Source organism: Limimaricola hongkongensis DSM 17492, assembly GCF_000600975.2.
Classification (GTDB): domain Bacteria; phylum Pseudomonadota; class Alphaproteobacteria; order Rhodobacterales; family Rhodobacteraceae; genus Limimaricola; species Limimaricola hongkongensis.
Window position 1 is genome coordinate 47,164 of record NZ_KK088649.1, and the last position, 26,818, is coordinate 73,981.

General features: G+C 65.4%; 30 protein-coding genes. 2 read left to right on the plus strand and 28 right to left on the minus strand.

Going from position 1 to position 26,818, the window contains the following annotated elements; all coding sequences use genetic code 11:
• Positions 1–42 precede the first annotated feature (42 nt).
• From rplO to rpsL, 26 genes are all read right to left on the minus strand, one after another.
• Positions 43–519, minus strand: a complete 477-nt coding sequence (rplO, locus tag LOKHON_RS02175) for a 50S ribosomal protein L15 (protein WP_017928034.1) — start codon at positions 517–519, stop codon at positions 43–45.
• A gap of 291 nt (positions 520–810) precedes the next feature.
• Positions 811–996 (minus strand): 50S ribosomal protein L30, encoded by a 186-nt coding sequence (gene rpmD, locus LOKHON_RS02180; protein WP_017928033.1) that lies wholly within the window; start codon positions 994–996, stop codon positions 811–813.
• Between the two features lie 11 nt (positions 997–1,007).
• Positions 1,008–1,565 (minus strand): 30S ribosomal protein S5, encoded by a 558-nt coding sequence (gene rpsE / locus LOKHON_RS02185; RefSeq protein ID WP_017928032.1) that lies wholly within the window; start codon positions 1,563–1,565, stop codon positions 1,008–1,010.
• Positions 1,566–1,576: 11 nt separating this feature from the next.
• Complete coding sequence (rplR, locus tag LOKHON_RS02190; RefSeq protein ID WP_017928031.1) at positions 1,577–1,936, minus strand: 50S ribosomal protein L18; 360 nt, start codon at positions 1,934–1,936, stop codon at positions 1,577–1,579.
• Between the two features lie 12 nt (positions 1,937–1,948).
• Positions 1,949–2,482: a 50S ribosomal protein L6 gene (rplF, locus tag LOKHON_RS02195; protein WP_017928030.1), complete on the minus strand. Its 534-nt coding sequence runs from the start codon at positions 2,480–2,482 to the stop codon at positions 1,949–1,951.
• Positions 2,483–2,494: 12 nt separating this feature from the next.
• The gene (gene rpsH, locus LOKHON_RS02200) at positions 2,495–2,887 is read right to left on the minus strand and encodes a 30S ribosomal protein S8 (RefSeq protein ID WP_017928029.1); all 393 of its coding nucleotides are present in this window, start codon (positions 2,885–2,887) and stop codon (positions 2,495–2,497) included.
• Between the two features lie 13 nt (positions 2,888–2,900).
• The gene (rpsN, locus tag LOKHON_RS02205; RefSeq protein WP_017928028.1) at positions 2,901–3,206 is read right to left on the minus strand and encodes a 30S ribosomal protein S14; all 306 of its coding nucleotides are present in this window, start codon (positions 3,204–3,206) and stop codon (positions 2,901–2,903) included.
• Between the two features lie 22 nt (positions 3,207–3,228).
• Positions 3,229–3,792 (minus strand): 50S ribosomal protein L5, encoded by a 564-nt coding sequence (gene rplE, locus LOKHON_RS02210; RefSeq protein ID WP_017928027.1) that lies wholly within the window; start codon positions 3,790–3,792, stop codon positions 3,229–3,231.
• Positions 3,792–4,097, minus strand: a complete 306-nt coding sequence (rplX, locus tag LOKHON_RS02215; RefSeq protein ID WP_017928026.1) for a 50S ribosomal protein L24 — start codon at positions 4,095–4,097, stop codon at positions 3,792–3,794. Before rplX ends, rplE begins: the two co-directional genes overlap by 1 nt.
• Positions 4,097–4,465 (minus strand): 50S ribosomal protein L14, encoded by a 369-nt coding sequence (gene rplN, locus LOKHON_RS02220; protein ID WP_017928025.1) that lies wholly within the window; start codon positions 4,463–4,465, stop codon positions 4,097–4,099. The genes rplX and rplN overlap by 1 nt, the downstream gene beginning before the upstream one ends.
• 75 nt (positions 4,466–4,540) lie before the next feature.
• Entirely contained in the window at positions 4,541–4,771 is a 231-nt protein-coding gene (gene rpsQ, locus LOKHON_RS02225; protein WP_017928024.1) for a 30S ribosomal protein S17, read from the minus strand.
• 4 nt (positions 4,772–4,775) lie between these two features.
• A complete protein-coding gene (gene rpmC, locus LOKHON_RS02230; RefSeq protein ID WP_026147425.1) occupies positions 4,776–4,985 on the minus strand; it encodes a 50S ribosomal protein L29 in 210 nt (69 codons plus the stop codon).
• Positions 4,986–5,175: 190 nt separating this feature from the next.
• The gene (locus LOKHON_RS15585) at positions 5,176–6,102 is read right to left on the minus strand and encodes an HNH endonuclease (protein ID WP_081610561.1); all 927 of its coding nucleotides are present in this window, start codon (positions 6,100–6,102) and stop codon (positions 5,176–5,178) included.
• A 149-nt stretch (positions 6,103–6,251) separates the two neighbouring features.
• Positions 6,252–6,665 (minus strand): 50S ribosomal protein L16, encoded by a 414-nt coding sequence (gene rplP / locus LOKHON_RS02235; RefSeq protein ID WP_017928021.1) that lies wholly within the window; start codon positions 6,663–6,665, stop codon positions 6,252–6,254.
• Positions 6,666–6,680: 15 nt separating this feature from the next.
• Positions 6,681–7,388 (minus strand): 30S ribosomal protein S3, encoded by a 708-nt coding sequence (rpsC, locus tag LOKHON_RS02240; protein WP_017928020.1) that lies wholly within the window; start codon positions 7,386–7,388, stop codon positions 6,681–6,683.
• Positions 7,388–7,768, minus strand: coding sequence for a 50S ribosomal protein L22 (rplV, locus tag LOKHON_RS02245; protein WP_017928019.1), 381 nt, complete (start codon positions 7,766–7,768; stop codon positions 7,388–7,390). The genes rpsC and rplV overlap by 1 nt, the downstream gene beginning before the upstream one ends.
• Positions 7,769–7,771: 3 nt before the next feature.
• A complete protein-coding gene (gene rpsS / locus LOKHON_RS02250) occupies positions 7,772–8,050 on the minus strand; it encodes a 30S ribosomal protein S19 (protein WP_026147424.1) in 279 nt (92 codons plus the stop codon).
• Between the two features lie 3 nt (positions 8,051–8,053).
• Positions 8,054–8,896, minus strand: a complete 843-nt coding sequence (rplB, locus tag LOKHON_RS02255) for a 50S ribosomal protein L2 (protein WP_017928017.1) — start codon at positions 8,894–8,896, stop codon at positions 8,054–8,056.
• Positions 8,897–9,045: 149 nt separating this feature from the next.
• Positions 9,046–9,342, minus strand: coding sequence for a 50S ribosomal protein L23 (locus tag LOKHON_RS02260; protein ID WP_017928016.1), 297 nt, complete (start codon positions 9,340–9,342; stop codon positions 9,046–9,048).
• The gene (rplD, locus tag LOKHON_RS02265) at positions 9,339–9,956 is read right to left on the minus strand and encodes a 50S ribosomal protein L4 (RefSeq protein WP_017928015.1); all 618 of its coding nucleotides are present in this window, start codon (positions 9,954–9,956) and stop codon (positions 9,339–9,341) included. Before rplD ends, LOKHON_RS02260 begins: the two co-directional genes overlap by 4 nt.
• Complete coding sequence (gene rplC, locus LOKHON_RS02270) at positions 9,946–10,761, minus strand: 50S ribosomal protein L3 (protein ID WP_017928014.1); 816 nt, start codon at positions 10,759–10,761, stop codon at positions 9,946–9,948. Before rplC ends, rplD begins: the two co-directional genes overlap by 11 nt.
• Before the next feature lie 11 nt (positions 10,762–10,772).
• A complete protein-coding gene (rpsJ, locus tag LOKHON_RS02275) occupies positions 10,773–11,087 on the minus strand; it encodes a 30S ribosomal protein S10 (RefSeq protein WP_017928013.1) in 315 nt (104 codons plus the stop codon).
• A gap of 133 nt (positions 11,088–11,220) precedes the next feature.
• A complete protein-coding gene (tuf, locus tag LOKHON_RS02280) occupies positions 11,221–12,396 on the minus strand; it encodes an elongation factor Tu (protein WP_017928012.1) in 1,176 nt (391 codons plus the stop codon).
• 59 nt (positions 12,397–12,455) lie between these two features.
• On the minus strand, positions 12,456–14,579 hold the full coding sequence (fusA, locus tag LOKHON_RS02285; protein WP_017930007.1) for an elongation factor G: 2,124 nt from the start codon (positions 14,577–14,579) through the stop codon (positions 12,456–12,458).
• Between the two features lie 17 nt (positions 14,580–14,596).
• Positions 14,597–15,067, minus strand: a complete 471-nt coding sequence (gene rpsG, locus LOKHON_RS02290) for a 30S ribosomal protein S7 (protein WP_017930006.1) — start codon at positions 15,065–15,067, stop codon at positions 14,597–14,599.
• Positions 15,068–15,079: 12 nt separating this feature from the next.
• Positions 15,080–15,451 carry a 30S ribosomal protein S12 gene (gene rpsL / locus LOKHON_RS02295; protein ID WP_017930005.1) on the minus strand — a complete coding sequence of 124 codons (372 nt, stop codon included), beginning with the start codon at positions 15,449–15,451 and terminating at the stop codon, positions 15,080–15,082.
• Between the two features lie 531 nt (positions 15,452–15,982).
• Between rpsL and LOKHON_RS02300 the strand changes: the two genes are divergently transcribed.
• Both LOKHON_RS02300 and LOKHON_RS02305 read left to right on the plus strand, forming a co-directional pair.
• The gene (locus tag LOKHON_RS02300) at positions 15,983–17,119 is read left to right on the plus strand and encodes a TauD/TfdA family dioxygenase (protein ID WP_017930004.1); all 1,137 of its coding nucleotides are present in this window, start codon (positions 15,983–15,985) and stop codon (positions 17,117–17,119) included.
• A gap of 79 nt (positions 17,120–17,198) precedes the next feature.
• On the plus strand, positions 17,199–18,194 hold the full coding sequence (locus LOKHON_RS02305) for a glycosyltransferase family 2 protein (RefSeq protein ID WP_017930003.1): 996 nt from the start codon (positions 17,199–17,201) through the stop codon (positions 18,192–18,194).
• 123 nt (positions 18,195–18,317) lie between these two features.
• On the opposite strand, the gene rpoC is transcribed toward LOKHON_RS02305, so the two are convergent.
• Both rpoC and rpoB read right to left on the minus strand, forming a co-directional pair.
• Positions 18,318–22,559, minus strand: a complete 4,242-nt coding sequence (rpoC, locus tag LOKHON_RS02310; RefSeq protein WP_017930002.1) for a DNA-directed RNA polymerase subunit beta' — start codon at positions 22,557–22,559, stop codon at positions 18,318–18,320.
• Between the two features lie 72 nt (positions 22,560–22,631).
• Positions 22,632–26,771, minus strand: a complete 4,140-nt coding sequence (gene rpoB, locus LOKHON_RS02315) for a DNA-directed RNA polymerase subunit beta (RefSeq protein WP_017930001.1) — start codon at positions 26,769–26,771, stop codon at positions 22,632–22,634.
• Positions 26,772–26,818: the final 47 nt, after the last annotated feature.

Below are 26,818 nucleotides of genomic sequence, written 5' to 3' on the forward strand. Positions count from 1 at the left end.
TCGGTGACGGAGGCGGGGAGCGCAAGGCCCCCCGGCCACCGATTATTCGGCGGCGGCCGCCGGCGCGGTGAGGGTGAGCTTGCCGCCCGCCTTCTCGACCGCCTCGACCGCGCCCTTGGAGGCGCCGGTGACGGCGATGTTGGCCTTGGAGGTGAACTCGCCCTTCGACAGGACGCGCACGCCGTCACGCTTGCGACGGATCACGCCCGACGCGACCAGCGCGTCCTCGGTGATGTCCTGGGCGGCGTCGATCTTGCCGGCGTCGATGAACTTCTGGATCAGGCCCAGGTTGACGACGGCGTATTCGCGGCGGTTCGGCTTGTTGAAGCCACGCTTGGGCAGACGCTGGTAGAGCGGCATCTGGCCGCCCTCGTAGCCCTTGATGGCCACGCCCGAACGGGATTTCTGACCCTTGATACCACGGCCGCCCATCTTGCCGGTGCCGGAGCCCGGACCACGGCCGACGCGCTTGGCTTTCTTGGCCGCACCCGGGTTGTCGCGCAGTTCGTTGAGTTTCATGTCGCTTCTCCTTGTGCCGGAACTGCCCCCCAGCGACGGAACGGGCAAACGCGGCTTCGTTGAATGGATTCGGGGCCTTCGGAAAGGCCACCGGCGGCGTATACGCCCGATGGCGCCACCATGCAAGCCGCGCGCCATGACGCCCGCGCGCCGCACGCCACAAAGGGCACGGCTGCTGACCGTTTCGCGCGCGAAACATGCGCCCCCGGCGTGACGGCATGACGGGCGCATATGCGAAAAGGGCGCCGCGGTTCCCCGCGGCGCCCCTTCCGTTCGCGCTGAGCCGGTGGCTCAGGCCTTTTCTTCGACGATCTGCACGAGGTGCGGGATCGAGTTCACCATGCCGCGCACCGAGGGGGTGTCCTCGAGCTCGCGGGTGCGGTGCATCTTGTTGAGACCCAGGCCCTTCAGCGTGGCACGCTGCGAGGCGGGGCGACGGATCGGCGAGCCGATCTGCTTGACGACGATGGTTGCCATGTCCGCTCTCCTCAGGCTTCGGCGACTTCGGCGCTGGCCTCTTCGGGCTTGCGCAGAATGTCGGCGACCTTCTTGCCGCGACGCTGGGCGACCGCACGCGGCGACTGCTCGGCCTTCAGGCCGTCCAGCGTGGCGCGGATCATGTTGTAGGGGTTCTGCGAGCCCAGCGACTTGGACACGACGTCCTGGAGGCCGAGCATCTCGAACACCGCACGCATCGGGCCGCCGGCGATGATGCCGGTACCCGCGGGCGCCGCCCGCATGACGACACGGCCGGCGCCGTGGCGGCCTTCCATGTCGTGGTGCAGGGTCCGACCCTCGCGCAGCGGCACGCGGATCAGGTTGCGGCGCGCCTGCTCGGTGGCCTTGCGGATGGCCTCGGGGACCTCCTTGGCCTTGCCCTTGCCGAAACCGACGCGGCCCTTCTGGTCGCCGACGACGACGAGCGCCGCGAAGCCGAAGCGCTTGCCGCCCTTGACCGTCTTCGACACCCGGTTGATCGCCACGAGACGATCGGCGAATTCCGGGTTCTCGTCGCGGTCGCGGCGACGGTTGTCACGTTCTGCCATGTTACGTCTCCTCAGATCTTCAGGCCGGCGTCACGCGCCGCGTCAGCGAGCGCCTTGACCTTGCCGTGGAACAGGAAGCCGCCGCGGTCGAAATAGGCTTCGGACACGCCGGCCTTCTTCGCACGCTCCGCGATCGCCGCACCGACCTTGGCGGCCGCCTCGACGTTGTTCTTCCCGACGATGCCCAGATCCTTCTCGAGCGAGGAGGCCGAGGCGAGAGTGACGCCGTTCACGTCGTCGATCAGCTGCACGCTGATGTTCTTGTTGCTGCGGTGCACGGAGAGACGCGGACGATCCGCGTTCACCTTGCGCAGCTTGCTCCGGACGCGCTGACGGCGCTTCAGGAACAGATCCCGTTTGCTGTTTGCCATTTTTTCGCGTCCTTACTTCTTCTTGCCTTCCTTGCGGAAGATGAACTCGCCTTTGTAGCGGATGCCCTTGCCCTTGTAGGGCTCCGGGGCGCGCCACTCGCGAATGTTCGCCGCAACCTGACCCACGAGCTGCTGGTCGATGCCTTCGACCACCACCTCGGTCTGCTTCGGGGCCGTGACGGTCACGCCTTCCGGCACCTCGAAGTTCACGTCGTGGCTGTAGCCGAGCGCCAGCTTCAGGGTGTTGCCCTGCATCTGCGCGCGGTAGCCGACGCCCTGGATCTCGAGCTCTTTCTTGAAGCCCTCGGAGACCCCGGTGACGAGGTTCTGGACCATCGAGCGGGACATGCCCCACTGCTGACGGGACCGCTTGGACAGGCCGCGCGGGGTGATCGACACCGCGCCGTCTTCGACGGCGAGGGTGACGTCGTCGGTGGCGGTGAAGCTGCGGGTGCCCTTGGGGCCCTTCACTTCGACCGTCTGGCCGCTGACATTGGCGGTGACGCCGCTGGGCAGAGCGACCGGGCGTTTACCGATACGAGACATTCCGGACCCTCCTTAGAATACGGTGCAAAGCACTTCGCCGCCGACATTGGCTGCGCGTGCGTTTGCATCCGACATCACGCCGCGGGGCGTGGAGACGATGGAGACGCCCAGACCCTGGCGCGGAGCCGGCAGGTCGGAGACGCTCATGTAGACGCGGCGACCGGGCTTGGAGACCCGCTTCAGCTCACGGATCACCGGCGCGCCTTCGTAGTAGCGCAGGCTGATCTCGAGAGCGGGGTGCCCGTCCTTGCCCGTGGTCGGCTCGTAGCCGCGGATGTAGCCTTCGTCGGCCAGGACGTCGAGCACCCAGCCGCGCAGCTTGGAGGCGGGGGTGATGACGGTGGACTTGTGACGCATCTGCGCGTTGCGGATGCGGGTCAGCATATCACCGATGGGATCGTTCATCTGTGGACCCTCCTTACCAGCTCGACTTGACCATGCCGGGGATTTCCCCGTTCGAGCCGAGCTCGCGCAGCATGATCCGGCTGAGTTTCAGCTTACGATAGTAGGCGTGCGGACGCCCCGTCAGCTGGCAGCGGTTGTGAAGACGGGTGGGCGAGCTGTTGCGCGGCAGTTGCGCGAGCTTCAGGTTCGCCTTGAAGCGCTCTTCCACGGGCTTGTCTTTGTCGTTCGCGATCGCCTTGAGCTCGGCGCGCTTGGCGGCATACTGAGCCACCAGACGCTCGCGCTTCTTCTCGCGTTCGATCATGGATTTCTTGGCCATATCTCTCTTTTCCTCCCGCGGATCAGCTGTTGAACGGCATGTTGAAATGCTTCAACAGCGCCTTCGCTTCCGCGTCGGTCTTCGCGGTGGTGCAGATGACGATATCCATGCCCCAGACCTCGTCGACCTTGTCGAAGTTGATCTCCGGGAACACGATGTGCTCCTTCAGGCCGACGGCGTAGTTGCCGTTGCCGTCGAAGCTCTTGCCCGGCACGCCGCGGAAGTCGCGGATGCGCGGCATCGCCACGGTGATCAGGCGGTCGAGGAATTCGTACATCCGGTCGCCACGCAGGGTCACCTTCGCACCGAGCGGCATGTCCTCGCGGACGCGGAAGCCGGCGATCGACTTCTTGGCCTTGGTGACGACGGCGCGCTGACCGGCGATGGTCGAAAGATCGTCCTGGGCGGACTTGGCTTTCTTGGAATCGCGGACGGCCTCGGCCCCGGCGCCGATGTTCAGGACGATCTTGTCCAGGCGCGGGATCTGCATGTCGTTCTTGTAGCCGAACTCTTCGCGGAGCTTGGCCTTGATCTCGTCGGCGAAGGTCGCCTTGAGACGCGGGGTGTAGTTCGCGGTATCGAGCATCAGATCACGTCCCCGGTGGTCTTGGCGAAACGCACCTTCTTGCCGTCTTCCTCGCGGAAGCCGACGCGGGCCGCTTTGCCGTTGGCATCGACGATGGCCAGGTTCGACAGCTGGATCGGCATCGCCTTGGGCTGACGGCCACCCTGGTCGGTCTGGCTTTGCTTGACGTGGCGGATCGCGACGTTGATCCCCTCGACCACGGCCTTGCCGGCCTTGGGATCGACGGACTGGATCTCGCCGGTCTTGCCCTTGTCCTTGCCGGTCAGGACGACGACCTTGTCACCTTTGCGGAGTTTGGCAGCCATTACAGCACCTCCGGAGCGAGCGAGATGATCTTCATGAAGTTCTTCGCGCGCAGCTCACGAACCACCGGCCCGAAGATACGGGTGCCGACCGGCTCGTTGTTGTTGTTGAGAATGACGGCCGCGTTGCGGTCGAAGCGGATCGAAGTGCCGTCTTCGCGGCGAACTTCCTTGGCGGTGCGCACGACGACGGCCTTGCGGACGTCACCTTTCTTCACGCGGCCACGGGGGATCGCTTCCTTGACGGACACCACGATGATGTCGCCGACCGACGCATACCGGCGGTGCGAACCGCCGAGGACCTTGATGCACTGCACCCGGCGTGCGCCGGAGTTGTCAGCGACATCCAGATTGGTCTGCATCTGGATCATGGGTTTCTCCCGACCTTTGGGGGGCTCGCTATGGCCTTCTCCCCAGGGTTTCGTTCAAGCTGGAACGTGGGCGCCTTACTCGGCGATCACTTCCCAGCGCTTGGTCTTGGATTTCGGGGCGCATTCCTGGATGCGGACGATGTCGCCCACATTGTAGGTGTTCGCCTCGTCGTGAGCCCGGTACTTCTTGGACTTACGGATGGTCTTCTTCAGAACCGGGTGCGTGAACCGGCGCTCGATCGACACGGTGACGGTCTGCGCGTTCTGGTTCGAGGTCACGACGCCTTGCAGGATGCGTTTGGGCATGGGCTCAGGCCTCCGTGCCGGCGGCTTCGGCCGCCTTCTGGTTCAGGATGGTGTGGATGCGGGCGACGTCGCGCTTGACGACGCGCATCCGCGCGGTGTTCTCGAGCTGGCCGGTGGCCTGCTGGAAGCGCAGGTTGAACGCTTCTTTCTTCAGGTCGACGAGAGTCTCGCGGAGCTGGTCCGCGGACTTGTCGCGGAGTTCCTTGGCATGCAGCGCCATGGGGCTTTCCTTTCGACATCACCGGAAGGCCCCTTTCATCATCGAGAGGGTCACCCTGATTCCGGTGGATAGGTGAATGAGCGCTGTCCCTAGACGGAATGGGCCGGGGATGCAAACCCTTTCTCGGACGGGGCACCGTGTCGTGCCTGTAGGGTCGAGCTACCATCGAAGCGCTTCGGCTCGCTCAGCTCCAAGGTAGAGCTTCATCCGGGGTCATTGATACTTGCCCGAACACGTTCTCTCTATGCCAGCGCAGGTTTTCTGGGTGGGGCCAGTCATGCCGGTCATTCGGCTTACGGAGGCGTCCATCCGGGACGATGAGTCGGTCCACGACCTCACCGGGGACTTTGTTCCGCGACACCAAGATCGTCCAGTCCTCAGCAACGGAGATGAGACCGCGATCGAACATCCAATGCAACGTTCCTGACAATGCCAGGCCGTTACGGACCGAGTCGCTTCCCTGTTTATCAACCGGGCGAATATGCGCTGCTTGCACTTCCGGACGGCCGCCGCCATTTCTGAGCCGAAGTCCTGAAATCGCACAGCGATAGTCGTAAGCTTCCCTGACCCGGCGCCTAAACGCGACATCTCGGTAGGCACGTTTGGTCAATCGTTCGAGAATGGGGCGCTCGAATGCAAGTGCCTCCTCCGCCATGGCCGAAGAGGGACTTCCATATCTCCTGGCTTCCATTTCCTCGAGATGCTGCGGCAGTCCTATGTTCACGATCCTAGCAAAATCAGCCTCAGGCAACTTGCGGACAGCCTGTTGCTGAGCGCCTCCCTTTTTAGGGGTTCCATCCGGATGTGAGAGCAATGTTTCGAGCGGGCGGCCCTCAATTAAACGAGCGACATTTTCATCGAATGGCAGGAAGCTGCCGGGTTCGATCAACGCCAAATAGCGATCGGCGACTCCCGGCTTGGGAATGATCGCCGCAATCTTGGCGACCGCAAAATAGGCGCGCGGACCGGCTTTCACCGGTTCATAATACACAACCCAATCGCCGACGCCTTCGCGCATAGCCTTCAAGTAGGCTTTCGGAAAATCATACCGGGTATCCAGCTCGTCCTCATAGATGGAGTCAGCTCGATGCAGGAGAACAAGTTTGGTCATAGGCCCACCGAATAGATAGCCGCAGGTTGTGGCAAGAGGTTGCACGCAACCCGAACCCACTAAAGACAAGCTGCCGGCAAAGCAAAAGCCCCCGCCGATCGCTCGGCGGGGGCCTTCGTGTCGTGCGCGGGGGCCGAAGCCCCCTGCCCTTACCAGTCCTCGCGGACCACGGTGCGGGTCTTGATCGGCAGCTTCATCGCGGCGAGGCGAAGAGCTTCGCGGGCGACGCTTTCGCTGACGCCGTCGATCTCGAACATCACGCGGCCCGGCTTGACCTTGGCGGCCCAGAAGTCGACCGAACCCTTACCCTTACCCATCCGGACTTCGGTGGGCTTGGAGGTCACGGGCGTGTCCGGGAAGATCCGGATCCAGACCCGGCCCTGACGCTTCATGTGGCGGGTCAGGGCGCGGCGGGCGGCCTCGATCTGACGCGCGGTGATGCGCTCGGGCTGCACGGCCTTCAGGCCATAGGACCCGAAGTCCAGGTTGAAGCCGCCCTTGGCTTCGCCGTGGATCCGGCCCTTGTGCTGCTTGCGGAACTTAGTGCGCTTCGGTTGAAGCATGTTTCAACCCTCCCCTTACCGGCGGCCGCCGGCGCCGCGGGGCACGGGGCCTTCCTGCAGCTCGGCCTGTTTGCGGTCACGCGCCTGCGGATCATGCTCCATGATCTCGCCTTTGAAGATCCAGACCTTGATCCCGATGATGCCATAGGGGGTCTCGGCTTCGGACAGCGCGTAGTCGATGTCGGCGCGCAGCGTGTGCAGCGGCACACGGCCCTCGCGGTACCATTCGGTCCGCGCGATCTCGGCGCCGCCGAGACGGCCCGCGACGTTGACGCGGATGCCAAGGGCACCCATGCGCATCGCGTTCTGCACCGCGCGCTTCATGGCGCGACGGAACGAGACACGGCGCTCGAGCTGCTGGGCGATGGACTCGCCGACCAGCGCGGCGTCCAGCTCCGGCTTGCGGACCTCGACGATGTTGAGGTGCAGCTCCGACGAGGTCAGGTTCGACAGCTTCTTGCGCAGGACTTCGATGTCCGCGCCTTTCTTGCCGATGATGACGCCCGGACGCGCGGCGTGGATCGTGACCCGGCACTTGCGGTGCGGGCGCTCGATGATCACGCGGCTGATGCCGGCCTGCTTGGCTTCCTTCTTGATGAAGTCCTTGATCTTGAGGTCTTCGAGAAGAAGATCGCCGTAGTCCTTGGTGTCGGCGTACCAGCGGCTGTCCCAGGTCCGGTTGACCTGAAGCCGCATGCCGACGGGATTGACCTTGTTACCCATTAGGCTTGCTCCTCGACCTGACGGACCGTGATGGTGAGTTCCGAGAACGGCTTGACGATCTTGCCGAACCGGCCACGGGCCCGCGGACGGCCGCGCTTCATGACCAGGTTCTTGCCAACCCAGGCCTCGGCCACGACCAGCTCGTCGACGTCGAGGTTGTGGTTGTTCTCGGCGTTCGCGATCGCGGACTGCAGGCACTTCTTGACGTCGCCGGCGATGCGCTTCTTCGAGAAGGTCAGGTCCGTGAGGGCCTTCTCCACCTTCTTGCCGCGGATCATCGCGGCAACGAGGTTGAGCTTCTGCGGGCTGGTGCGCAGCATCCGGGTCTTGGCCATCGCCTCGTTGTCGGCGACGCGGCGGGGATTCTTGTCCTTGCTCATGGCTTACTTCCGCTTCGCTTTCTTGTCAGCGGCGTGACCGTGATAGGTGCGGGTCGGCGCGTACTCGCCGAACTTCTGACCGATCATGTCTTCGCTGACGTTGACGGGGATGTGCTTGTGACCGTTGTACACGCCGAAGGTCAGGCCCACGAACTGGGGCAGGATCGTCGAACGGCGCGACCAGATCTTGATCACTTCATTGCGGCCGGACTCGCGCGACGCTTCGGCTTTTTTCAGCACGTAAGCATCGACGAAAGGGCCTTTCCAAACAGAACGAGCCATGTGTTAACGGCCTTTCTTGCGAGCGTGGCGCGAACGAAGGATGAGCTTCGACGACGCCTTGTTCTTGTTGCGGGTGCGCGCACCCTTGGTCGGCTTGCCCCAGGGCGTCACGGGATGACGGCCACCGGAGGTCCGGCCCTCACCACCACCATGCGGGTGGTCGATCGGGTTCATCGCGACACCACGGACCGCGGGACGCTTGCCGAAGTGGCGGTTGCGACCGGCCTTGCCGAGGTTCTGGTTCGAGTGGTCCGCGTTCGAGACCGCGCCGACCGTCGCCATGCACTCCTGGCGCACGAGCCGCAGCTCGCCCGAGGAGAGGCGGATCTGGGCGTAGCCGCCGTCACGACCCACGAACTGGGCATAGGTGCCCGCCGAACGCGCGATCTGGCCGCCCTTGCCGGGCTTCATCTCGATGTTGTGGACGATCGTGCCGATCGGCATGCCCGAGAAGGGCATCGCGTTGCCGGGCTTGATGTCGACCTTCGAGCCCGCGACGACCTTGTCGCCGATCGAGACGCGCTGCGGCGCCAGGATGTAGGCCTGCTCGCCGTCTTCGTACTGGATCAGCGCGATGAAGGCGGTGCGGTTGGGGTCGTATTCGATGCGGGCGATGACGGCCTGCATGTCGAACTTGTTGCGCTTGAAATCGACGATCCGGTAGAGGCGCTTGGCGCCACCACCACGACGACGCATCGTGATCCGTCCGGTGTTGTTCCGGCCGCCCGACTTGGTCAGACCCTCGGTGAGGGCCTTGACGGGGCGTCCTTTCCAAAGCTCCGAACGGTCGATCAGCACCAGCCCGCGCTGGCCCGGCGTCGTCGGCTTGTACGACTTGAGTGCCATGCTTTGTGTCTTCCGTTGCTTTGCGGGTCGTGTCGACCCGGCAGTTGAAGGGCCCCGAAGGTCCCCGGTGATAAAGGGCCCCGAAGGTCCCCTGCGGTCAAAAGGAGCGGCCCCGGACGAATCCGGGGCCGCGCCGATGGGGTCACGTATTAGAGACCGGTCGAGACGTCAATGCTGTTGCCCTCTTCGAGGGTCACATAGGCCTTCTTGACGTCCTTGCGGGTGCCGATGACACCGCGGAACCGCTTGACCTTGCCCTTGGTGACGACGGTGTTGACCGCCTTCACCTTGACCGAGAACAGCGCCTCGACGGCTTCCTTGATCTGCGGCTTGTTGGCGTCGATCGCCACCTCGAAGACCACCGCGTTGGCCTCGGAGGCCAGGGTCGCCTTCTCGGTGATGACCGGCTTGCGGATCACGTCGTAGTGTTCGGGTTTCGCGCTCATTTCAGGCGAGCCTCCAGAGCTTCGACAGCCGCCTTGGTGAGCACGAGCGTGTCACTGCGGAGGATGTCGTAGACGTTGGCACCCATGGAGGGGAGCACGTCCAGGTTGGCGATGTTGCGCGCGGCCTGGGCGAAGCCCTCGTTGACCGCGGCGCCGTCGATGACCAGCGCCCGCTTCCAGCCGAGATTGGCGACCTGCTTCGCCAGCGCCGAGGTCTTGGCCTCGGTCTCGGCGTTCTCGATCACCACCAGCTCGCCGGCCTTGAGCTTCGCCGAGAGGGCGTGCTTGAGGCCGAGCTTGCGGAACTTCTTGGTCAGCTCGTGGTCGTGGCTGCGGGGCGTCGGGCCCTTGTAGGTGCCGCCGTGACGGAAGATCGGCGCGCCCTTGGAGCCGTGGCGTGCGCCGCCGGTGCCCTTCTGGCGATAGATCTTCTTGGTCGAGTAGCTGACCTCGGACCGGCCCAGCGTCGAGTGCGTGCCCTGCTGGGCACGCGCGCGCTGCCAGCGCACGACGCGGTGCAGGATGTCGGCGCGCGGCTCGAGGCCGAAGATCGCGTCGTCGAGATCGACGGAGCCCGCGGAGGCGCCGTCCAGCTTGATCGCATCAGCCTTCATTGTTCTCACCCTTCTCAGCGGATTCGATCGCGGCCTGCTCGGCCTCGGCAGCGGCCTTGGCGGCGGCTTCCTCGGCAGCGGCGGCCTCGGCGGCGGCCTCGTCAGCCAGGCGCTTGGCTTCGTCGGCATGGCTCTTCAGCCCGGCCGGGAACACCACGTGCTCGAGCACCGGCTTCTTCACGGCGTCCTTGACCGTGACCCAGCCGCCCTTGCCGCCCGGCACCGCGCCCTTGACCATGATCAGGCCACGGTCGGCGTCGGTCTTGACGACCTGGAGGTTCTGGGTGGTCACGCGGGCAGCACCCATGTGACCGGCCATCTTCTTGCCCTTGAACACCTTGCCGGGGTCCTGACACTGGCCGGTGGAGCCGTGCGAACGGTGGCTGATCGACACGCCGTGCGTGGCGCGCAGGCCGCCGAAGTTGTGCCGCTTCATGGCACCGGCGAAGCCTTTGCCGATCGAGGTGCCGGACACGTCGACGAACTGGCCTTCGAAGTAGTGCGCGGCGATGATTTCCTCGCCCACTTCGATCAGGTTTTCGGGCGCCACGCGGAACTCGGCGACCTTGCGCTTGGGCTCGACCTTGGCGGCGGCGAAATGGCCGCGCATCGGCGCGCTCACGCGCTTGGCCTTGGCGGTGCCGGCACCGAGCTGAACGGCGGTGTAGCCGTCACGCTCGATCGTGCGCTGCGCCACGACCTGCAGGTTGTCGAGCTGGAGCACGGTCACGGGGACCTGCTTGCCATCCTCGAGGAACAGGCGGGTCATGCCCACCTTCTTGGCGATGATTCCGGAACGCAACATCGTCACCCCCCTCACACCTTGATTTCGACGTCGACGCCGGCGGCCAGGTCGAGCTTCATCAGCGCGTCCACGGTCTGCGGGGTCGGGTCGACGATGTCGAGAAGACGCTTATGCGTGCGGATCTCGAACTGATCGCGGGATTTCTTGTCGATGTGCGGGCCACGGAGAACCGTGAAACGCTCGATCTTGTTCGGCAGCGGGATCGGCCCGCGGACCGAGGCGCCGGTGCGCTTGGCGGTGCTGACGATCTCCGCGGTGCTGGCATCCAGCACGCGGTAGTCGAAAGCCTTGAGCCGGATGCGGATATTCTGGCTTTGGGCGGCCATGTTAGTCCCCTTCAAGGGTTCGGGTTGAGAGGTCGGCCGGGCGGTATTGCCGGTCCACGTCGAACCCGTCGTAAAATGTGGTGCGGGGCGGGCATTACACCCGCCCCGCGGCGACGTCCACTGGGGCGCGTCGTTATTCGATGATCTTCGACACGACGCCGGCGCCGACGGTGCGGCCGCCTTCGCGGATGGCGAAGCGCAGGCCGTCTTCCATGGCGATCGGGGCGATCAGCTCGACGTTGAACTTCAGGTTGTCGCCCGGCATCACCATCTCGGTGCCCTCGGGGAGGACGACCGTGCCGGTGACGTCGGTGGTGCGGAAGTAGAACTGCGGACGGTAGTTCGCGAAGAACGGCGTGTGACGGCCACCCTCTTCCTTGGTGAGGATGTAGGCCTCGGCCTCGAACTTGGTGTGCGGCGCGACCGACTTGGGCTTGCACAGCACCTGGCCACGCTCGACGCCCTCGCGGTCGATGCCGCGCAGCAGGATGCCGACGTTGTCGCCCGCTTCACCGCGGTCGAGCAGCTTGCGGAACATCTCGACGCCGGTGCAGGTCGACTTCTTGGTGTCGCGGATGCCGACGATCTCGATCTCGTCGCCGACATTGATCACGCCACGCTCGACGCGGCCGGTGACCACGGTGCCGCGGCCGGAGATCGAGAACACGTCCTCGATCGGCATCAGGAACGGCAGGTCCACGGCGCGGGCCGGGGTCGGGATGTAGTCGTCGACGGCCTTCAGCAGCTCGACGATCGAGTTCTTGCCGATCTCGTCGTCGCGCTCTTCCATGGCGGCCAGCGCCGAGCCCTTGACGATCGGGATGTCGTCGCCCGGGTAGTCGTAGGAGGACAGCAGCTCGCGGATTTCCATCTCGACGAGCTCGAGCAGCTCCTCGTCATCCACCTGGTCGACCTTGTTCATGTAGACGACCATGTAGGGGATGCCCACCTGGCGGCCGAGCAGGATGTGCTCGCGGGTCTGCGGCATCGGGCCGTCGGCGGCGTTCACCACGAGGATCGCGCCGTCCATCTGGGCGGCACCGGTGATCATGTTCTTGACGTAGTCGGCGTGGCCGGGGCAGTCGACATGGGCGTAGTGACGGGTCTCGGTCTCGTACTCGACATGGGCGGTCGAGATGGTGATCCCGCGGGCCTTCTCTTCCGGCGCGCCGTCGATCTGGTCGTAGGCCTGGAAATCACCGAAATACTTGGTGATCGCCGCCGTCAGGGTGGTCTTGCCGTGGTCCACGTGACCGATGGTCCCGATGTTCACGTGCGGTTTGGTGCGTTCGAATTTTGCCTTCGCCATGATTGGCTCCTTGAATTGTCAGGCGTCGTGATGGCGGGGCCCGAGGGCCCCGCCGACCGTCACGCGTACTTCTTCTGGATCTCGTCGGAGATGTTCTGCGGGACCGGCTCGTAGTGATCGAAGATCATCGTGAACTGGGCCCGGCCCGAGGTCATCGAGCGCAGCGTGTTGATGTAGCCGAACATGTTGGCTAGCGGCACGAAGGCGTCGATCACGATCGCGTTGCCGCGCGTGTCCTGACCCTGCACCTGACCCCGACGCGAGGTGAGATCGCCGATGACACCACCGGTGTACTCTTCCGGCGTCAGCACCTCGACCTTCATCATCGGCTCGAGCAGCTTGGCGCCGGCCTTGCGCAGACCTTCACGCATGCACATCCGCGAGGCGATCTCGAAGGCGAGAACCGACGAGTCGACGTCGTGGAACTTGCCGTCCAGCAGCTCGACCTTGAAGTCGATCACCGGGAAGCCCGCCAGCGGACCGGAGTCCATCACCGACTTGATGCCCTTTTCGACGCCCGGGATGTATTCCTTGGGCACCGCGCCGCCGACGATCTTGCTCTCGAACGAGTAGCCCTCGCCCGGCTCGGTGGGCATGATGTTGAGCTTCACCTCGCCGAACTGGCCCGAACCACCCGACTGCTTCTTGTGGGTGTAGGTGTGCTCCACGGCGTGACCGATGGTCTCGCGGTAGGCCACCTGCGGCGCGCCGATGTTCGCCTCGACCTTGAACTCCCGCTTGAGGCGGTCGACCAGGATGTCGAGATGCAGTTCGCCCATGCCCTTCATGATGGTCTGGCCCGACTCGAGGTCGGTTTCGACGCGGAAGGACGGGTCCTCGGCGGCGAGACGCTGCAGACCGGCGGACATCTTCTCCTGGTCGGCCTTGGTCTTCGGCTCGACCGCGATCTCGATGACCGGATCGGGGAAGGTCATGGTCTCGAGCACGACCTGCTTGTTGGGGTCGCACAGCGTGTCACCGGTGGTGGTCTCCTTGAGACCGGCCAGCGCGATGATGTCGCCCGCATAGGCGTTCTCGATCTCTTCGCGGTTGATGGCGTGCATCATCATCATCCGACCGACGCGCTCGCGCTTGCCCTTGGTCGAGTTCATCATGGTGTCGCCCTTGCTCACCACGCCCGAGTAGATCCGGGTGAAGGTCAGCGAGCCCACGAAGGGGTCGTTCATGATCTTGAACGCCAGGCCCGAGAAGGGCTCGGAGTCGTCGGCATGACGCGGGATGTTGCGGGTCTCGGTCTCGTCGTCCGGCGAGAAGCCCATATAGGCGGGCACGTCGAGCGGCGAGGGCAGGAAGTCGATGACCGCGTTGAGCAGCGGCTGGACGCCCTTGTTCTTGAACGCGGAACCAGCGGCGACCGGCACGAAGGACAGCGACAGCGTGCCCTTGCGGATCAGGCTGCGCAGGGTCGGCTCGTCGGGCTCCTGGCCTTCGAGATAGGCCTCCATCGCGTCATCGTCCTGCTCGACGGCATTCTCGATGAGCGTGGCGCGCCACTCGTTGGCGACGTCCTGAAGCTCGTCGCGGATCGGCTGACGGACCCAGGACGCGCCCAGGTCTTCACCCTTCCAGACCCACTCTTCCATCTTGATCAGGTCGACGATGCCCTCGAGCTTGTCCTCGGCGCCGATCGGCAGGGCGATCGGAACCGGGGTCGCGCCGGTGCGGTCCTTGATCATCTTCACGCAGTTGAAGAAGTCGGCGCCGATCTTGTCCATCTTGTTGACGAAGACGATGCGCGGAACCTTGTAGCGGTCGGCCTGACGCCAGACGGTCTCGGTCTGCGGCTCGACACCGGCGTTGGCGTCGAGGAGGCAGATCGCACCGTCGAGCACCGCCAGCGAACGCTCGACTTCGATGGTGAAGTCGACGTGGCCGGGGGTGTCGATGATGTTGAAGCGGTACTTCGTGTCCGAAGTCCCCTCGGCGGTCGGGTCTTCCTGGCGCTGCCAGAACGTGGTGGTCGCAGCAGAGGTGATCGTGATGCCACGCTCCTGCTCCTGCTCCATCCAGTCCATGGTCGCGGCGCCGTCATGGACTTCGCCGATCTTGTGGGACTTGCCGGTGTAGAACAGCACCCGCTCGGTCGTGGTGGTCTTGCCGGCATCGATGTGGGCCATGATGCCGAAGTTGCGGTAGCGCTGCAGAGGATAGTCGCGAGGCATAACTGTGCTCCTTCCGCTTACCAGCGGTAGTGGCTGAACGCTTTGTTGGCGTCGGCCATCTTGTGGGTGTCTTCGCGTTTCTTCACCGCGGTGCCGCGGCCGTTGACCGCATCGAGCAGCTCGCCGGCGAGACGCTCTTCCATGGTGTTCTCGTTGCGCTTGGCGCTGGCGTCGATCAGCCAGCGGATCGCCAGCGCCTCGCGGCGCTCGGGGCGGACCTCGACGGGGACCTGGTAGGTCGCACCGCCGACGCGGCGCGAACGCACCTCGACGGAGGGTTTGATGTTGTCGAGCGCCTCGTGGAACACCTCGACGGGCTCCTTCTTGAGACGGCTCTCGACCCGGTCGAACGCGTTGTAGACGATGCGCTCGGCGACGGCTTTCTTGCCGTCGATCATCAGGTTGTTCATGAACTTGGTGAGAACCCGGTCGCCGAACTTGGCATCGGGCAGGATCTCACGTTTCTCGGCGGCGTGACGACGCGACATGGCGCTCTCTCCTTACTTCGGACGCTTCGCGCCGTACTTCGAGCGGCGCTGCTTGCGGTTCTTGACCCCTTGGGTGTCAAGCACGCCGCGGAGGATGTGGTAACGGACGCCCGGAAGGTCTTTGACCCGGCCGCCACGGATCAGGACCACCGAGTGCTCCTGAAGGTTGTGGCTCTCGCCGGGAATGTAGCTGATGACCTCGAAGCCATTGGTCAGGCGCACCTTGGCGACCTTCCGCATGGCCGAGTTCGGCTTCTTCGGCGTCGTGGTGTACACCCGAGTGCACACGCCACGCTTCTGCGGGCAGGACTCAAGGTGCTGCGACTTGGACTTGGTGACTTTCGGCTGCCGCGGCTTGCGGATCAGCTGCTGGATCGTTGGCATTGGGCGTCTTTCCCCGTTTCCTGCACATGTGTCACGGACCGGACGGCCCGCCGATTTCGATTCCTCGCACTTCACGCGTCCGTAAAGCACAAAAACCCGCGAACGCGCCCCTCTCCCGGACACGATGCGGTGGGTCTCCAGAGGATCGGGGCACTTGGCCCGGATCGTGACCACTTCAGCTCTGATATCAGGGCGGAAAGCGGACTGCCCCCTGCCCAAGTGGTGGCCGTATAGGGGGAGTCGCGAAGGGTGTCAACTGCGCCCCGAGGGCGCCCGCCCCACCCCGCCGGCAAGACGCCGCGGCAGCCTCCGGCGGGCCGCCTGCGCCCCCCCGCCCTGACATCACCGCCGCGCCGTGTTAGGTTGCGCCCCATACCGTCACGCAGGATCGAAGGACAGGCCGGATTGCAGATGAGTGTCGTTCTGGGAAGACGCCCGGGCCATCCGCACGCGAAGGCCTATGACTGGTGGCCGCCGCCCCGGCCCGCCGCCGCGCATTCCCTTTTCCCCTGACATTACGGAGAGATACCCATGGCAGACATGGCAAGCCCGCGCCTCGAGGCGCGGCAGTTGCGGCTCGACTGGGCCGATGGCGGCAGCGATGCGTTTCCCTATATCTGGCTGCGCGACACCGACCCGGCGGGGTTTCACCCGCGCACCGGCGAGCGGGTCTTCGACCTGACCTCGGTGCCGCTCGATCTCGCGCCCGAGGCGGCGCGGGTCGAGGGCACGACGCTGGTGATCGACTGGCCCGGGCATGACGAAGCCAGCCGGTTCGAGCTCGGCTGGCTGCGCGAGAATCGCCCCGGCGCGGCGCGCCCCGATCCCGCGCAGCTGCCCGCCACCGCGTGGCGGGGCGATCTGGGCGCGGGCGGCGTGCCGCGCGCCCGCGCGGCCGAGGTGCTGGCCGACGACATGGCGCTTTCGACCTGGCTGCGCGACAGCAAGGAATACGGCCTGTCGATCGTCGAAGGGCTCGAGGACGATGTCGAGGCGGGCTGCGGCGTCGCGCGGCGGATCGGTTTCCTGCGCGAGACCAATTTCGGGCTGACCTTCGAGGTCGTCTCGAAGCCCGATCCCAACAATCTCGCCTACACCTCGGACGCGCTGCCGCTGCACACCGACCTGACCAACCAGGAGATGCCGCCGGGCTGGCAGTTCCTGCACTGCCTCGCCAACGAGGCCGAAGGCGGCGGTTCGGTGTTCTGCGACGGCGTCGCGGTGGCCGAGGATCTGGCGCGAGAAGACCCCGCCGCCTTCGAGCTGCTGGCCACGGTCGACATCCCGTTCCGCTTTCATGACGGCGACACCGACATTCGGGCGCGCAAGACGGTGATCCGGCGCGGGCGCGGCGGCGAGATCGAGGAGATCTGCTTCAACGCCCATCTCGCCGACATCCTCGACATCGATCCCGCGATCATGCCGGACTACTATGCCGCCTATCGCCGGCTGATGCAGATGACCCGAGACCCGGCCTACCTCGTGACGCTCAAGCTCAAGGCCGGGGAAATGGTGGTGTTCGACAACCGCCGGGTGCTGCATGGCCGCGCCGCCTTCGACCCGTCGACCGGGTTCCGGCACCTGCGCGGCTGCTATGTCGACCGGGGCGAGTTCGACAGCCGGATCCGGGTGCTGGCCCGCGCCCGAGACCGCGCCGAGGCCGCCTGATCACGGGCGGGCGGGGGCGCCCCGCGCCCCCGCCCGCCGCATCTGGACGGCCCCGGCGATCGCCTGCATCATCGCTTGCATGACCGACCGCCCCGAACGCTTTCTCGTTTTCGCCGGCATGCGCGACGAGGGCGCGTTCCTCGTCGAGTGGATCTCGTGGTACCGGATGATGGGCTTCGAGATCCTGGTCGGCGTCAATGACTGCACCGACCGCTCCCCCGCCCTGCTCGACGCCTTTGCGCGCGCGGGCTGGCTGCAATGGTTCGAACATCGCCCGCCCGCGGGCACGCCGCCCAAGCAATCCGCGCATCGCCACGCGCAGCGCCACCCCGCCACCGCGGACACCGACTGGCTGCTGATCTGCGATGTCGACGAGTTCCTCGTGCTGCATCGCGGGGATGGCGGCATCGGCGCCTATCTCGACGATCTGGGGCGCGACCATCTCGGCGTGGCGTTCCACTGGCAATGCTTCGGCACGGGCGGCTGGCGGCGCTACCAGCCCGGTCTCGTGCACCGGCAGTTTCGCAGGCGCGGCATGTCGCGGCGGCCCGCCAACGTCATGGTCAAGACGCTGTTTCGCACGCCGCGCCGGTTCGGGCGCTGGAGCGATCACATGCCGTGGGAGTTCGACGGCACGTGGGACCGGGGCGCCAACCGCATCGTCGACAGCGAGGGGCGGATGATCGAAGAGCTGCTGCACGGGCCGCACCCGGTGCGCTACACGGATGTCGAACAGGTCACGCATCGCTACGCGCAGATGAACCATTACATGCTGCGCTCGGCCGAGCAGTTCGAGCTGAAGCGCGGCACGCTTTCGGCGACGGCGGCCAAGGACCGCTATACCCAGTCCTTCTTCGAGGCGCGCGACCGCAACGGGCGGCGCGATCTTGCGGCGCTGGCCCATGCGCGGGCCTTCGACCGCGTCCATGCGCAGGCGATGGCCCTGCCGGATGTCGCGCGGTTGCATCATCTGTGCTGCGCCGATCTGGTGGCGCGGCTTTGCGCGCATCAGGGGCGCGCGCCGCAAGGCGATCCGCGCTGGCAGGCGGCGATGGCGGCGGCCGAGGCCGCCTGACAGGGACGGCCCCCCCCGCCCCGTATCGCGCGGGACGCGCGTGGGGCGGCGCGCATGAAAAAGGCCCCCGGGACGCATCCCGGGGGCCTTTCTCGTGTCTCGGACCTCTTCCGCGGGGGAAGATCAGTCGCGGCTGTCCTCGGTGTTGGCCGAGATCGTGTCGAACTGGTCGTCCGACATCGGCTGCTCCGAGGGCGCGGCCAGCGCCGCGGCCTGCTCGGCCGCTTCGCGCTTTTGCTCGATCACCGAATGATCGCGGTCGTGGGCGATCTTGCGGACGCGGGTGGTCGCGCCGCCGGTGCCGGCCGGGATCAGGCGGCCGACGATGACGTTCTCCTTGAGACCGACGAGCTTGTCGCGCTTGCCCTGGACCGAAGCCTCGGTGAGCACGCGGGTGGTCTCCTGGAACGACGCCGCCGAGATGAAGCTGCGGGTCTGCAGCGACGCCTTGGTGATGCCGAGCAGCACGGGCATGCCCTGCGCCGGGCGGCCGCCCTTGGAGATCGCCTTCTCGTTGGCCTCGTCGAACTCGACCTTGTCGACATGCTCGCCCTTGAGAAGCGTGCTCTCGCCCGAATCCATGATCTCGATCTTCTGCAGCATCTGGCGAACGATCACCTCGATGTGCTTGTCGTTGATCTTCACGCCCTGCAGTCGATAGACGTCCTGCACCTCGGCGATCATGTAGTCGGCCAGCGCTTCGACACCCATGATGGCAAGGATGTCATGCGGCGCGGGGTTGCCGTCCATGATGTAGTCACCCTTCTGCACGAAGTCGCCTTCCTGCACCGGGATGTGCTTGCCCTTGGGCACCATGTACTCGACCTTGTCGCGCCCTTCCTCGGCGGGCTCGATGGCGATGCGGCGCTTGTTCTTGTAGTCCTTGCCAAAGCGCACATAGCCGTCGATCTCGGCGATGATCGCGTGATCCTTGGGACGACGGGCCTCGAACAGTTCGGCCACCCGCGGCAGACCGCCGGTGATGTCCTTGGTCTTGGCGCCCTCGCGCGGGATCCGCGCCACCACGTCGCCGGCCTGGATCTCCTGGCCGTCCTCGACCGAGAGAATCGCGTCCACCGACATCGGGTAGGTCACCGGGTTGCCGCTGTCGGTGCGGGCCGGTTCGCCATCCTCGCCGACGATCAGGATCTCGGGCTTGAGCTCGTTGCCCTTGGGCACCGAACGCCAGTCCGTGACGATCCGCTGGGTCATGCCGGTGGCGTCGTCGGTGTCCTCGCGCACGGCGATGCCGTTGACGAGATCCACGAACTTCGCGGTACCGGCCTTCTCGGCGATGATCGGCAGGGTGTAGGGGTCCCATTCGAACATCTTCTCGCCGCGCGTCACCTCGGCGCCTTCCTTGAGGAAGACCTTGGTGCCGTAGCCGATCTTGTGGCTGGCGCGCTCTTCGCCGTCCTCGCCCATGATCGCGATGACCATGTTGCGGCCCATGACGATCTGTTCGCCGGCGGCGTTCTCGAGCAGGTTGGCGTTGCGGAACTCCACCTTGCCCGACTGGCTCGCCTCGAGGAAGGACTGCTGGCCACCTTGCGCCACGCCGCCGATGTGGAAGGTCCGCATCGTCAGCTGGGTGCCCGGCTCGCCGATCGACTGCGCCGCGATGATGCCCACGGCCTCGCCCTGGTTCACCATGGTGCCGCGCGCGAGGTCACGCCCGTAGCACATCGCGCAGACGCCGTCCTCGGCCTCGCAGGTGAGCGGGCTGCGGATGCGCATCTTCTGCACCGCCGCCTGCTCGATCATGTCGGCCTTGCGCTCGTCGATCAGCTCGCCCGCCGCGACCAGCACCTCTTCGGTGCCCGGACGCAGCACGTCGTCGGCCGAAACCCGGCCCAGAACGCGCTCGGAGAGCGGCGAGACCACCTCGCCGTCATTGACCGCCGCTTCCGCGGTGATCGCCCGGTCGGTGCCGCAGTCGTGCTCGCGCACGATGCAGTCCTGCGCCACGTCGACGAGACGACGGGTCAGGTAGCCCGAGTTCGCGGTCTTGAGCGCGGTGTCCGACAGGCCTTTGCGCGCGCCGTGGGTCGAGTTGAAGTACTCGAGCACGGTCAGGCCTTCCTTGAAGTTCGAGATGATCGGCGTCTCGATGATCTCGCCCGAGGGCTTGGCCATCAGGCCGCGCATGCCGCCCAGCTGCTTCATCTGGGTGACCGAGCCACGCGCACCGGAGTGGGCCATCATGTAGACCGAGTTGGGCTCGGCCTCGGCGCCATGCTCGTCGCGCTTGTTGGCCGAGATGGTGGTCATCATGGCCTCGGTGACCTTGTCGTTGCACTTCGACCAGGCGTCCACGACCTTGTTGTACTTCTCGCCCTGGGTGATCAGGCCGTCCATGTACTGCTGCTCGAAATCCTTGACCTGGTCGCGGGTCTCGTCGACCAGCGTCCATTTCGCGTCAGGGATGACCATGTCGTCCTTGCCGAAGGAGATGCCCGCCTTGAAGGCCTCCTTGAAGCCCGCGGACATGATCTGGTCGCAGAAGATGACCGACTCCTTCTGGCCGCAATAGCGGTAGACGGTGTCGATGACCTGCTGGACCTCCTTCTTGCGCAGCAGACGGTTCAGAAGCTCGAACGGCGCCTTGGCGTTGAGCGGCAGCAGACCGCCGAGCCGCAGGCGGCCCGGGGTGGTCTCGAACCGCTTGACGACCTCGTTGCCCTCTTCGTCGATCTGCTTGATGCGCGCGTTGATGCGCGCATGCATGTGCACTTCGCCGGCGTTCAGAGCGTGCTCGACCTCGTCGATCGAGTTGAAGGACATGCCCTCGCCCTTCATGCCTTCGCGCATGATGGTCGTGTAGTAGAGGCCGAGAACCATGTCCTGCGACGGCACGATGATCGGCGCGCCGTTGGCCGGCGACAGCACGTTGTTCGTGGACATCATCAGAACGCGGGCTTCGAGCTGCGCCTCGAGCGACAGCGGCACGTGCACGGCCATCTGGTCGCCGTCGAAGTCGGCGTTGAAGGCCGAGCAGACCAGCGGGTGAAGCTGGATCGCCTTGCCCTCGATCAGCTGCGGCTCGAACGCCTGGATGCCGAGACGGTGCAGCGTCGGCGCGCGGTTGAGCATGACGGGATGCTCGCGGATGACTTCATCCAGGATGTCCCAGACCTCGGGACGCTCCTTTTCAACGAGCTTCTTGGCCTGCTTCACGGTCGAGCTGAGACCCTTGGCCTCCAGCCGCGAATAGATGAACGGCTTGAACAGCTCGAGCGCCATCTTCTTGGGCAGACCGCACTGGTGCAGCTTCAGCTCGGGGCCGGTCACGATGACCGAACGGCCCGAGAAGTCGACCCGCTTGCCCAGAAGGTTCTGGCGGAAGCGGCCCTGCTTGCCCTTGAGCATGTCCGACAGCGACTTCAGCGGGCGCTTGTTGGCGCCGGTGATGACGCGGCCGCGGCGGCCGTTGTCGAACAGCGCGTCGACCGATTCCTGCAGCATCCGCTTTTCGTTGCGCACGATGATGTCGGGCGCGCGCAGCTCGATCAGCCGCTTGAGGCGGTTGTTGCGGTTGATCACCCGGCGGTACAGGTCGTTGAGATCCGAGGTCGCGAAGCGGCCACCGTCGAGCGGCACCAGCGGGCGCAGCTCGGGCGGGATCACCGGGATCACGGTCAGCACCATCCACTCGGGACGGTTGCCGCTCTCGATGAAGCTCTCGACGATCTTCAGGCGCTTGATGATCTTCTTGGGCTTGAGCTCGCCGGTCGCCTCCTTGAGGTCGGCGCGCAGCTGCTCGGCTTCGCCCTCGAGGTCGATCTGGGCCAACATCTCGCGGATCGCCTCGGCGCCGATATTGGCCGAGAACGCGTCCGCGCCGTACTGGTCCTGCGCGTCGAGGAACTGCTCCTCGGTCATCAGCTGGCCATAGGTCAGGTCGGTGAGACCCGGCTCGATGACGACGTAGTTCTCGAAGTAGAGAATCCGCTCGAGGTCACGAAGCGTCATGTCCAGCATCAGGCCGATCCGGCTGGGGAGCGACTTGAGGAACCAGATATGGGCGACGGGGGCGGCCAGCTCGATATGGCCCATCCGCTCGCGGCGGACCTTCTGCAGCGTCACCTCGACGCCGCATTTCTCGCAGACGACGCCGCGATACTTCATGCGCTTGTACTTGCCGCACAGGCATTCGTAGTCCTTGATCGGACCGAAGATGCGCGCGCAGAACAGGCCGTCACGCTCGGGCTTGAACGTGCGGTAGTTGATGGTTTCGGGCTTCTTGATCTCACCGAAGGACCAGCTGAGGATCCTTTCCGGGGACGCGAGGCTCACCTTGATCTCGTCGAAGGTCTTGGCCGGGGTCAGCGGATTGAACGGGTTGTTCGTGAGTTCCTGGTTCATTTCAAATCCTTGAATCTAGGCAGAGGGCGACGGCGTGCCGCCCCGGTGTCCCGGGGCGGCTGAAAGACGCCGTTACTCGTCCTCCGCGTCCAGGAGTTCCATGTTGAGGCCGAGGCCCCGGACTTCCTTCACGAGGACGTTGAACGATTCCGGCACGCCGGCCTCGAAGTTGTCCTCGCCCTTGACGATGCTCTCGTAGACCTTGGTGCGGCCCGCCACGTCGTCCGACTTCACGGTCAGCATTTCCTGCAGCGTGTAGGCGGCGCCGTAAGCTTCGAGCGCCCAGACCTCCATCTCGCCGAAGCGCTGGCCACCGAACTGCGCCTTACCACCGAGCGGCTGCTGGGTGACGAGGCTGTACGGCCCGGTCGAACGGGCGTGGATCTTGTCGTCCACGAGGTGGTGCAGCTTGAGCAGGTACTTCACGCCCACCGTCACCTTGCGCGAGAACTTCTCGCCGGTGCGGCCGTCGAACAGGTCCGACTGGCCGGAGTGGTCGAAGCCGGCACGGGTCAGCGCGTCGTTGACGTCGCCTTCCTTGGCGCCGTCGAAGACCGGCGTGGCGATCGGCACGCCGCGCTGCACGTTGCCCGCCAGCTCGGCCACGCCCGCCTCGTCGAGACCCTCGATGCCCTCGTCATAGACATCCTCGCCATAGGCGATGCGCAGCGCCTCGCGCACCGGGGTGAGATCACCCGAGCGGCGATAGTCCTGCAGCGCCTCGTCGACCTGGATGCCCAAGCCGCGCGCGGCCCAGCCCATGTGGGTCTCGAGGATCTGACCGACATTCATGCGCGACGGCACGCCCAGCGGGTTGAGGCAGAAATCGACCGGCGTGCCGTCGGCGAGGAACGGCATGTCCTCCATCGGCACGACGCGGGAGATGACGCCCTTGTTGCCGTGACGGCCGGCCATCTTGTCGCCCGGCTGCAGCTTGCGCTTCACCGCGACGAAGACCTTGACCATCTTCATCACGCCCGGCGGCAGGTCGTCGCCGCGGCGGACCTTTTCGACCTTGTCCTCGAACCGCGCGTCGAGCGTGCGCTTCTGGATCTCGTACTGCTCGTTCAGCGCCTCGACGATCTTGGCGTCGTCCTCGTCCTCGAGGGCGAGCTGCCACCACTGGCCGCGCGACAGCGTGCCCAGCAGCTCGTCGTCGATCACCGAGCCGGCCTTGACCCCGCGCGGGCCCTTCACGGCGGTCTTGCCGCTGATCAGGTCCTTGAGGCGCGCATAGATGTTGCGGTCGAGGATCGCCAGCTCGTCATCGCGGTCGCGCGCGAGACGGTCGACTTCCTCGCGCTCGATCTGCAGCGCGCGCTCGTCCTTGTCGACGCCGTGGCGGTTGAACACCCGGACCTCGACGATGGTGCCGAAATCGCCCGGCGGCAGCCGCAGCGAGGTGTCGCGCACGTCGGACGCCTTTTCACCGAAGATGGCGCGGAGCAGTTTTTCCTCCGGCGTCATCGGGCTTTCGCCCTTGGGGGTGATCTTGCCCACGAGGATGTCGCCCGGCCCCACTTCGGCGCCGATATAGACGATGCCCGCCTCGTCGAGGTTGCGCAGGGCTTCCTCGCCGACATTCGGGATGTCGCGGGTGATCTCTTCCGGCCCGAGCTTGGTGTCGCGGGCGGCGACTTCGAATTCCTCGATGTGGATCGAGGTGAAGACGTCGTCGCGCACGATGCGCTCGGAGATCAGGATCGAGTCCTCGTAGTTGTAGCCGTTCCACGGCATGAAGGCGACGACCACGTTCTTGCCGAGCGCCAGCTCGCCCATGTCGGTCGAGGGGCCGTCGGCGACGACCTCGCCCTTCTGGACCCGGTCACCCACCTTCACCAGCGGACGCTGGTTGATGCAGGTGTTCTGGTTCGAACGCTGGAACTTGCGCATCCGGTAGATGTCGACCCCGGCATCGCCGAGCTCGAGATCCTCGGTGGCGCGGATCACGATCCGGGTGGCGTCGACCTGGTCGATGATGCCGCCGCGGCGCGCCATGATCGCGGCGCCGGAATCGCGGGCCACGACTTCCTCGATGCCGGTGCCGACCAGCGGCGCCTCGGCCTGCAGCAGCGGCACGGCCTGACGCTGCATGTTCGAGCCCATCAGCGCGCGGTTGGCGTCGTCGTTCTCGAGGAACGGGATCAGCGAGGCCGCGACCGAGACGAGCTGCTTGGGGCTCACGTCGATCAGGTCGACGCTTTCCGAGGGGGCCAGCATGTAGTCGCCCGACTGGCGGGTGTTGACGAGATCATTGGTGAACTTGCCGTTCTCGTCGAGCGAGGCGTTGGCCTGCGCCACGGTGTGGCGCATTTCCTCGGTCGCCGAGAGGTAGTTCACCTCGTCGGTCACCTGCCCGTCCACCACCTTGCGGTAGGGGGTCTCGATGAAGCCGTACTTGTTCACCCGCGCGAAGGTGGCGAGCGAGTTGATCAGGCCGATGTTCGGGCCTTCCGGCGTTTCGATCGGGCACATCCGGCCGTAATGGGTCGGGTGCACGTCGCGCACCTCGAAGCCCGCGCGCTCGCGCGTCAGACCGCCCGGCCCGAGCGCCGAGAGACGACGCTTGTGCGTCACTTCGGACAGCGGGTTGGTCTGGTCCATGAACTGCGACAGCTGCGAGGAGCCGAAGAATTCGCGCACCGCGGCGGCCGCGGGTTTCGCGTTGATCAGGTCCTGCGGCATGACGGTGTCGATCTCGACGCTCGACATGCGCTCCTTGATCGCGCGCTCCATGCGCAGGAGACCCACGCGGTACTGGTTTTCCATCAGCTCGCCGACCGAGCGCACCCGGCGGTTGCCCAAGTGGTCGATGTCGTCGATCTCGCCCTTGCCGTCGCGCAGCTCCACCAGCGCCTTGATGCAGGCGACGATGTCCTCGCGGCGCAGGGTGCGCTGGGTGTCCTCGGCGTCGAGCGCGAGGCGCATGTTCATCTTCACCCGGCCCACGGCCGAGAGGTCGTACCGCTCGGGGTCGAAGAACAGCGTGTCGAACAGCGCCGAGGCCGCGTCGACGGTCGGCGGCTCGCCCGGACGCATGACCTTGTAGATTTCCATCAAGGCCGTTTCGCGGTTCCAGGCCTTGTTGTCGGCGGCGACGGTGTTGCGGATGTAGGGACCGACATTGACGTTGTCGATGTCGAGCACCGGGATGTCGGTGATGCCCGCATCCATCAGCTCCTTGAGCGAGCCGCCGGTGATGTCGCCGTTCTTGTCGGTCTCGAAGGTCAGCTCGTCGCCGGCCTCGACATAGATCGCGCCGGTCTCTTCGTCGATGATGTCGCGGGCGACGAACTTGCCCACGATGCTGTCGAACGGCACGAGCAGGTCGGTCACCTTGCCCTCGTCGATCAGCTTCTTGACGGCGCGCGGCGTGACCTTGTCGCCGGCCTTGGCGATCACTTCGCCGGTGGCGGCGTCGACGAGATCATGCGCCGGACGGGTGCCGCGCACGCGCTCGGGGAAGAACTTCGTGACCCAGGAGCGGGCCTTCTTGTCGAAGCTGTAATCGACCGTGTTGTAATAGGCATCCATGATGCCTTCCTGGTCGAGACCCAGCGCGTAGAGGAGCGTGGTCACCGGCAGCTTGCGGCGGCGGTCGATGCGCGCGAAGACGAGATCCTTGGCGTCGAATTCGAAGTCGAGCCAGGAGCCGCGATAGGGGATGATCCGGCAGGCGAAGAGCAGCTTGCCCGAGGAATGGGTCTTGCCCTTGTCGTGATCGAAGAACACGCCGGGGCTGCGGTGCATCTGGGACACGATCACCCGCTCGGTCCCGTTGACGATGAAGGTGCCGTTCTGGGTCATCAGGGGCATGTCGCCCATGAAGACGTCCTGCTCCTTGATGTCCTTGACGGACTTGGCGCCGGTGTCCTCGTCGACATCGAACACGATCAGGCGCAGCGTGACCTTCAGCGGCGCGCTGTAGGTCATGTCGCGGGCCTGGCACTCCTCGACGTCGTATTTCGGGCGCTCGAGTTCGTATTTCACGAATTCGAGCGTCGCCGTCTCGTTGAAATCCTTGATCGGGAAGACCGACTGGAAGACGCCCTTGATCCCTTCGCCGTCGGTCGGCTCGGACTGGTCGCCCGATTTCAGGAACAGGTCATAGGAAGATTTCTGCACCTCGATGAGGTTCGGCATCTCCAGCACTTCGCGGATCTTGCCGTAATACTTGCGCAAACGCTTCTGGCCGAGGAAGGACTGAGCCATGGGTGTCGTCACCTTTCAGGTCTCTGCGGATCACCGGGCCGGCGGGG

Coding starts and splice junctions, on each gene's coding strand:
- rpsE (WP_017928032.1), bottom strand. CDS start 1,565: ATGGCAGAACGTGACAACCGTCGCCGCGACCGCGACGAGAACCCGGAA.
- tuf (WP_017928012.1), bottom strand. CDS start 12,396: ATGGCGAAGGCAAAATTCGAACGCACCAAACCGCACGTGAACATCGGG.
- rplF (WP_017928030.1), bottom strand. CDS start 2,482: ATGTCTCGTATCGGTAAACGCCCGGTCGCTCTGCCCAGCGGCGTCACC.
- rplO (WP_017928034.1), bottom strand. CDS start 519: ATGAAACTCAACGAACTGCGCGACAACCCGGGTGCGGCCAAGAAAGCC.
- rplD (WP_017928015.1), bottom strand. CDS start 9,956: ATGAAGGCTGATGCGATCAAGCTGGACGGCGCCTCCGCGGGCTCCGTC.
- rpsL (WP_017930005.1), bottom strand. CDS start 15,451: ATGCCAACGATCCAGCAGCTGATCCGCAAGCCGCGGCAGCCGAAAGTC.
- LOKHON_RS15585 (WP_081610561.1), bottom strand. CDS start 6,102: ATGACCAAACTTGTTCTCCTGCATCGAGCTGACTCCATCTATGAGGAC.
- rplE (WP_017928027.1), bottom strand. CDS start 3,792: ATGCTCGATACCGCGAACTACACCCCGCGTCTCAAGGCGACCTTCGCC.
- rplB (WP_017928017.1), bottom strand. CDS start 8,896: ATGGCACTCAAGTCGTACAAGCCGACGACGCCGGGCCAGCGCGGGCTG.
- rpoB (WP_017930001.1), bottom strand. CDS start 26,771: ATGGCTCAGTCCTTCCTCGGCCAGAAGCGTTTGCGCAAGTATTACGGC.
- rpsG (WP_017930006.1), bottom strand. CDS start 15,067: ATGTCGCGTCGTCACGCCGCCGAGAAACGTGAGATCCTGCCCGATGCC.
- rpsC (WP_017928020.1), bottom strand. CDS start 7,388: ATGGGTAACAAGGTCAATCCCGTCGGCATGCGGCTTCAGGTCAACCGG.
- rplN (WP_017928025.1), bottom strand. CDS start 4,465: ATGATCCAGATGCAGACCAATCTGGATGTCGCTGACAACTCCGGCGCA.
- LOKHON_RS02305 (WP_017930003.1), top strand. CDS start 17,199: ATGACCGACCGCCCCGAACGCTTTCTCGTTTTCGCCGGCATGCGCGAC.
- LOKHON_RS02300 (WP_017930004.1), top strand. CDS start 15,983: ATGGCAGACATGGCAAGCCCGCGCCTCGAGGCGCGGCAGTTGCGGCTC.
- LOKHON_RS02260 (WP_017928016.1), bottom strand. CDS start 9,342: ATGAGCGCGAAACCCGAACACTACGACGTGATCCGCAAGCCGGTCATC.
- rplV (WP_017928019.1), bottom strand. CDS start 7,768: ATGAGCAAGGACAAGAATCCCCGCCGCGTCGCCGACAACGAGGCGATG.
- rpsS (WP_026147424.1), bottom strand. CDS start 8,050: ATGGCTCGTTCTGTTTGGAAAGGCCCTTTCGTCGATGCTTACGTGCTG.
- rpmD (WP_017928033.1), bottom strand. CDS start 996: ATGGCAACCATCGTCGTCAAGCAGATCGGCTCGCCGATCCGTCGCCCC.
- fusA (WP_017930007.1), bottom strand. CDS start 14,579: ATGCCTCGCGACTATCCTCTGCAGCGCTACCGCAACTTCGGCATCATG.
- rpsQ (WP_017928024.1), bottom strand. CDS start 4,771: ATGCCCAAACGCATCCTGCAAGGCGTCGTGACCTCGAACCAGAACGCG.
- rpsN (WP_017928028.1), bottom strand. CDS start 3,206: ATGGCCAAGAAATCCATGATCGAACGCGAGAAGAAGCGCGAGCGTCTG.
- rpoC (WP_017930002.1), bottom strand. CDS start 22,559: ATGAACCAGGAACTCACGAACAACCCGTTCAATCCGCTGACCCCGGCC.
- rplP (WP_017928021.1), bottom strand. CDS start 6,665: ATGCTTCAACCGAAGCGCACTAAGTTCCGCAAGCAGCACAAGGGCCGG.
- rplC (WP_017928014.1), bottom strand. CDS start 10,761: ATGTTGCGTTCCGGAATCATCGCCAAGAAGGTGGGCATGACCCGCCTG.
- rpsJ (WP_017928013.1), bottom strand. CDS start 11,087: ATGGCCGCCCAAAGCCAGAATATCCGCATCCGGCTCAAGGCTTTCGAC.
- rplX (WP_017928026.1), bottom strand. CDS start 4,097: ATGGCTGCCAAACTCCGCAAAGGTGACAAGGTCGTCGTCCTGACCGGC.
- rpsH (WP_017928029.1), bottom strand. CDS start 2,887: ATGAACGATCCCATCGGTGATATGCTGACCCGCATCCGCAACGCGCAG.
- rplR (WP_017928031.1), bottom strand. CDS start 1,936: ATGGCAAACAGCAAACGGGATCTGTTCCTGAAGCGCCGTCAGCGCGTC.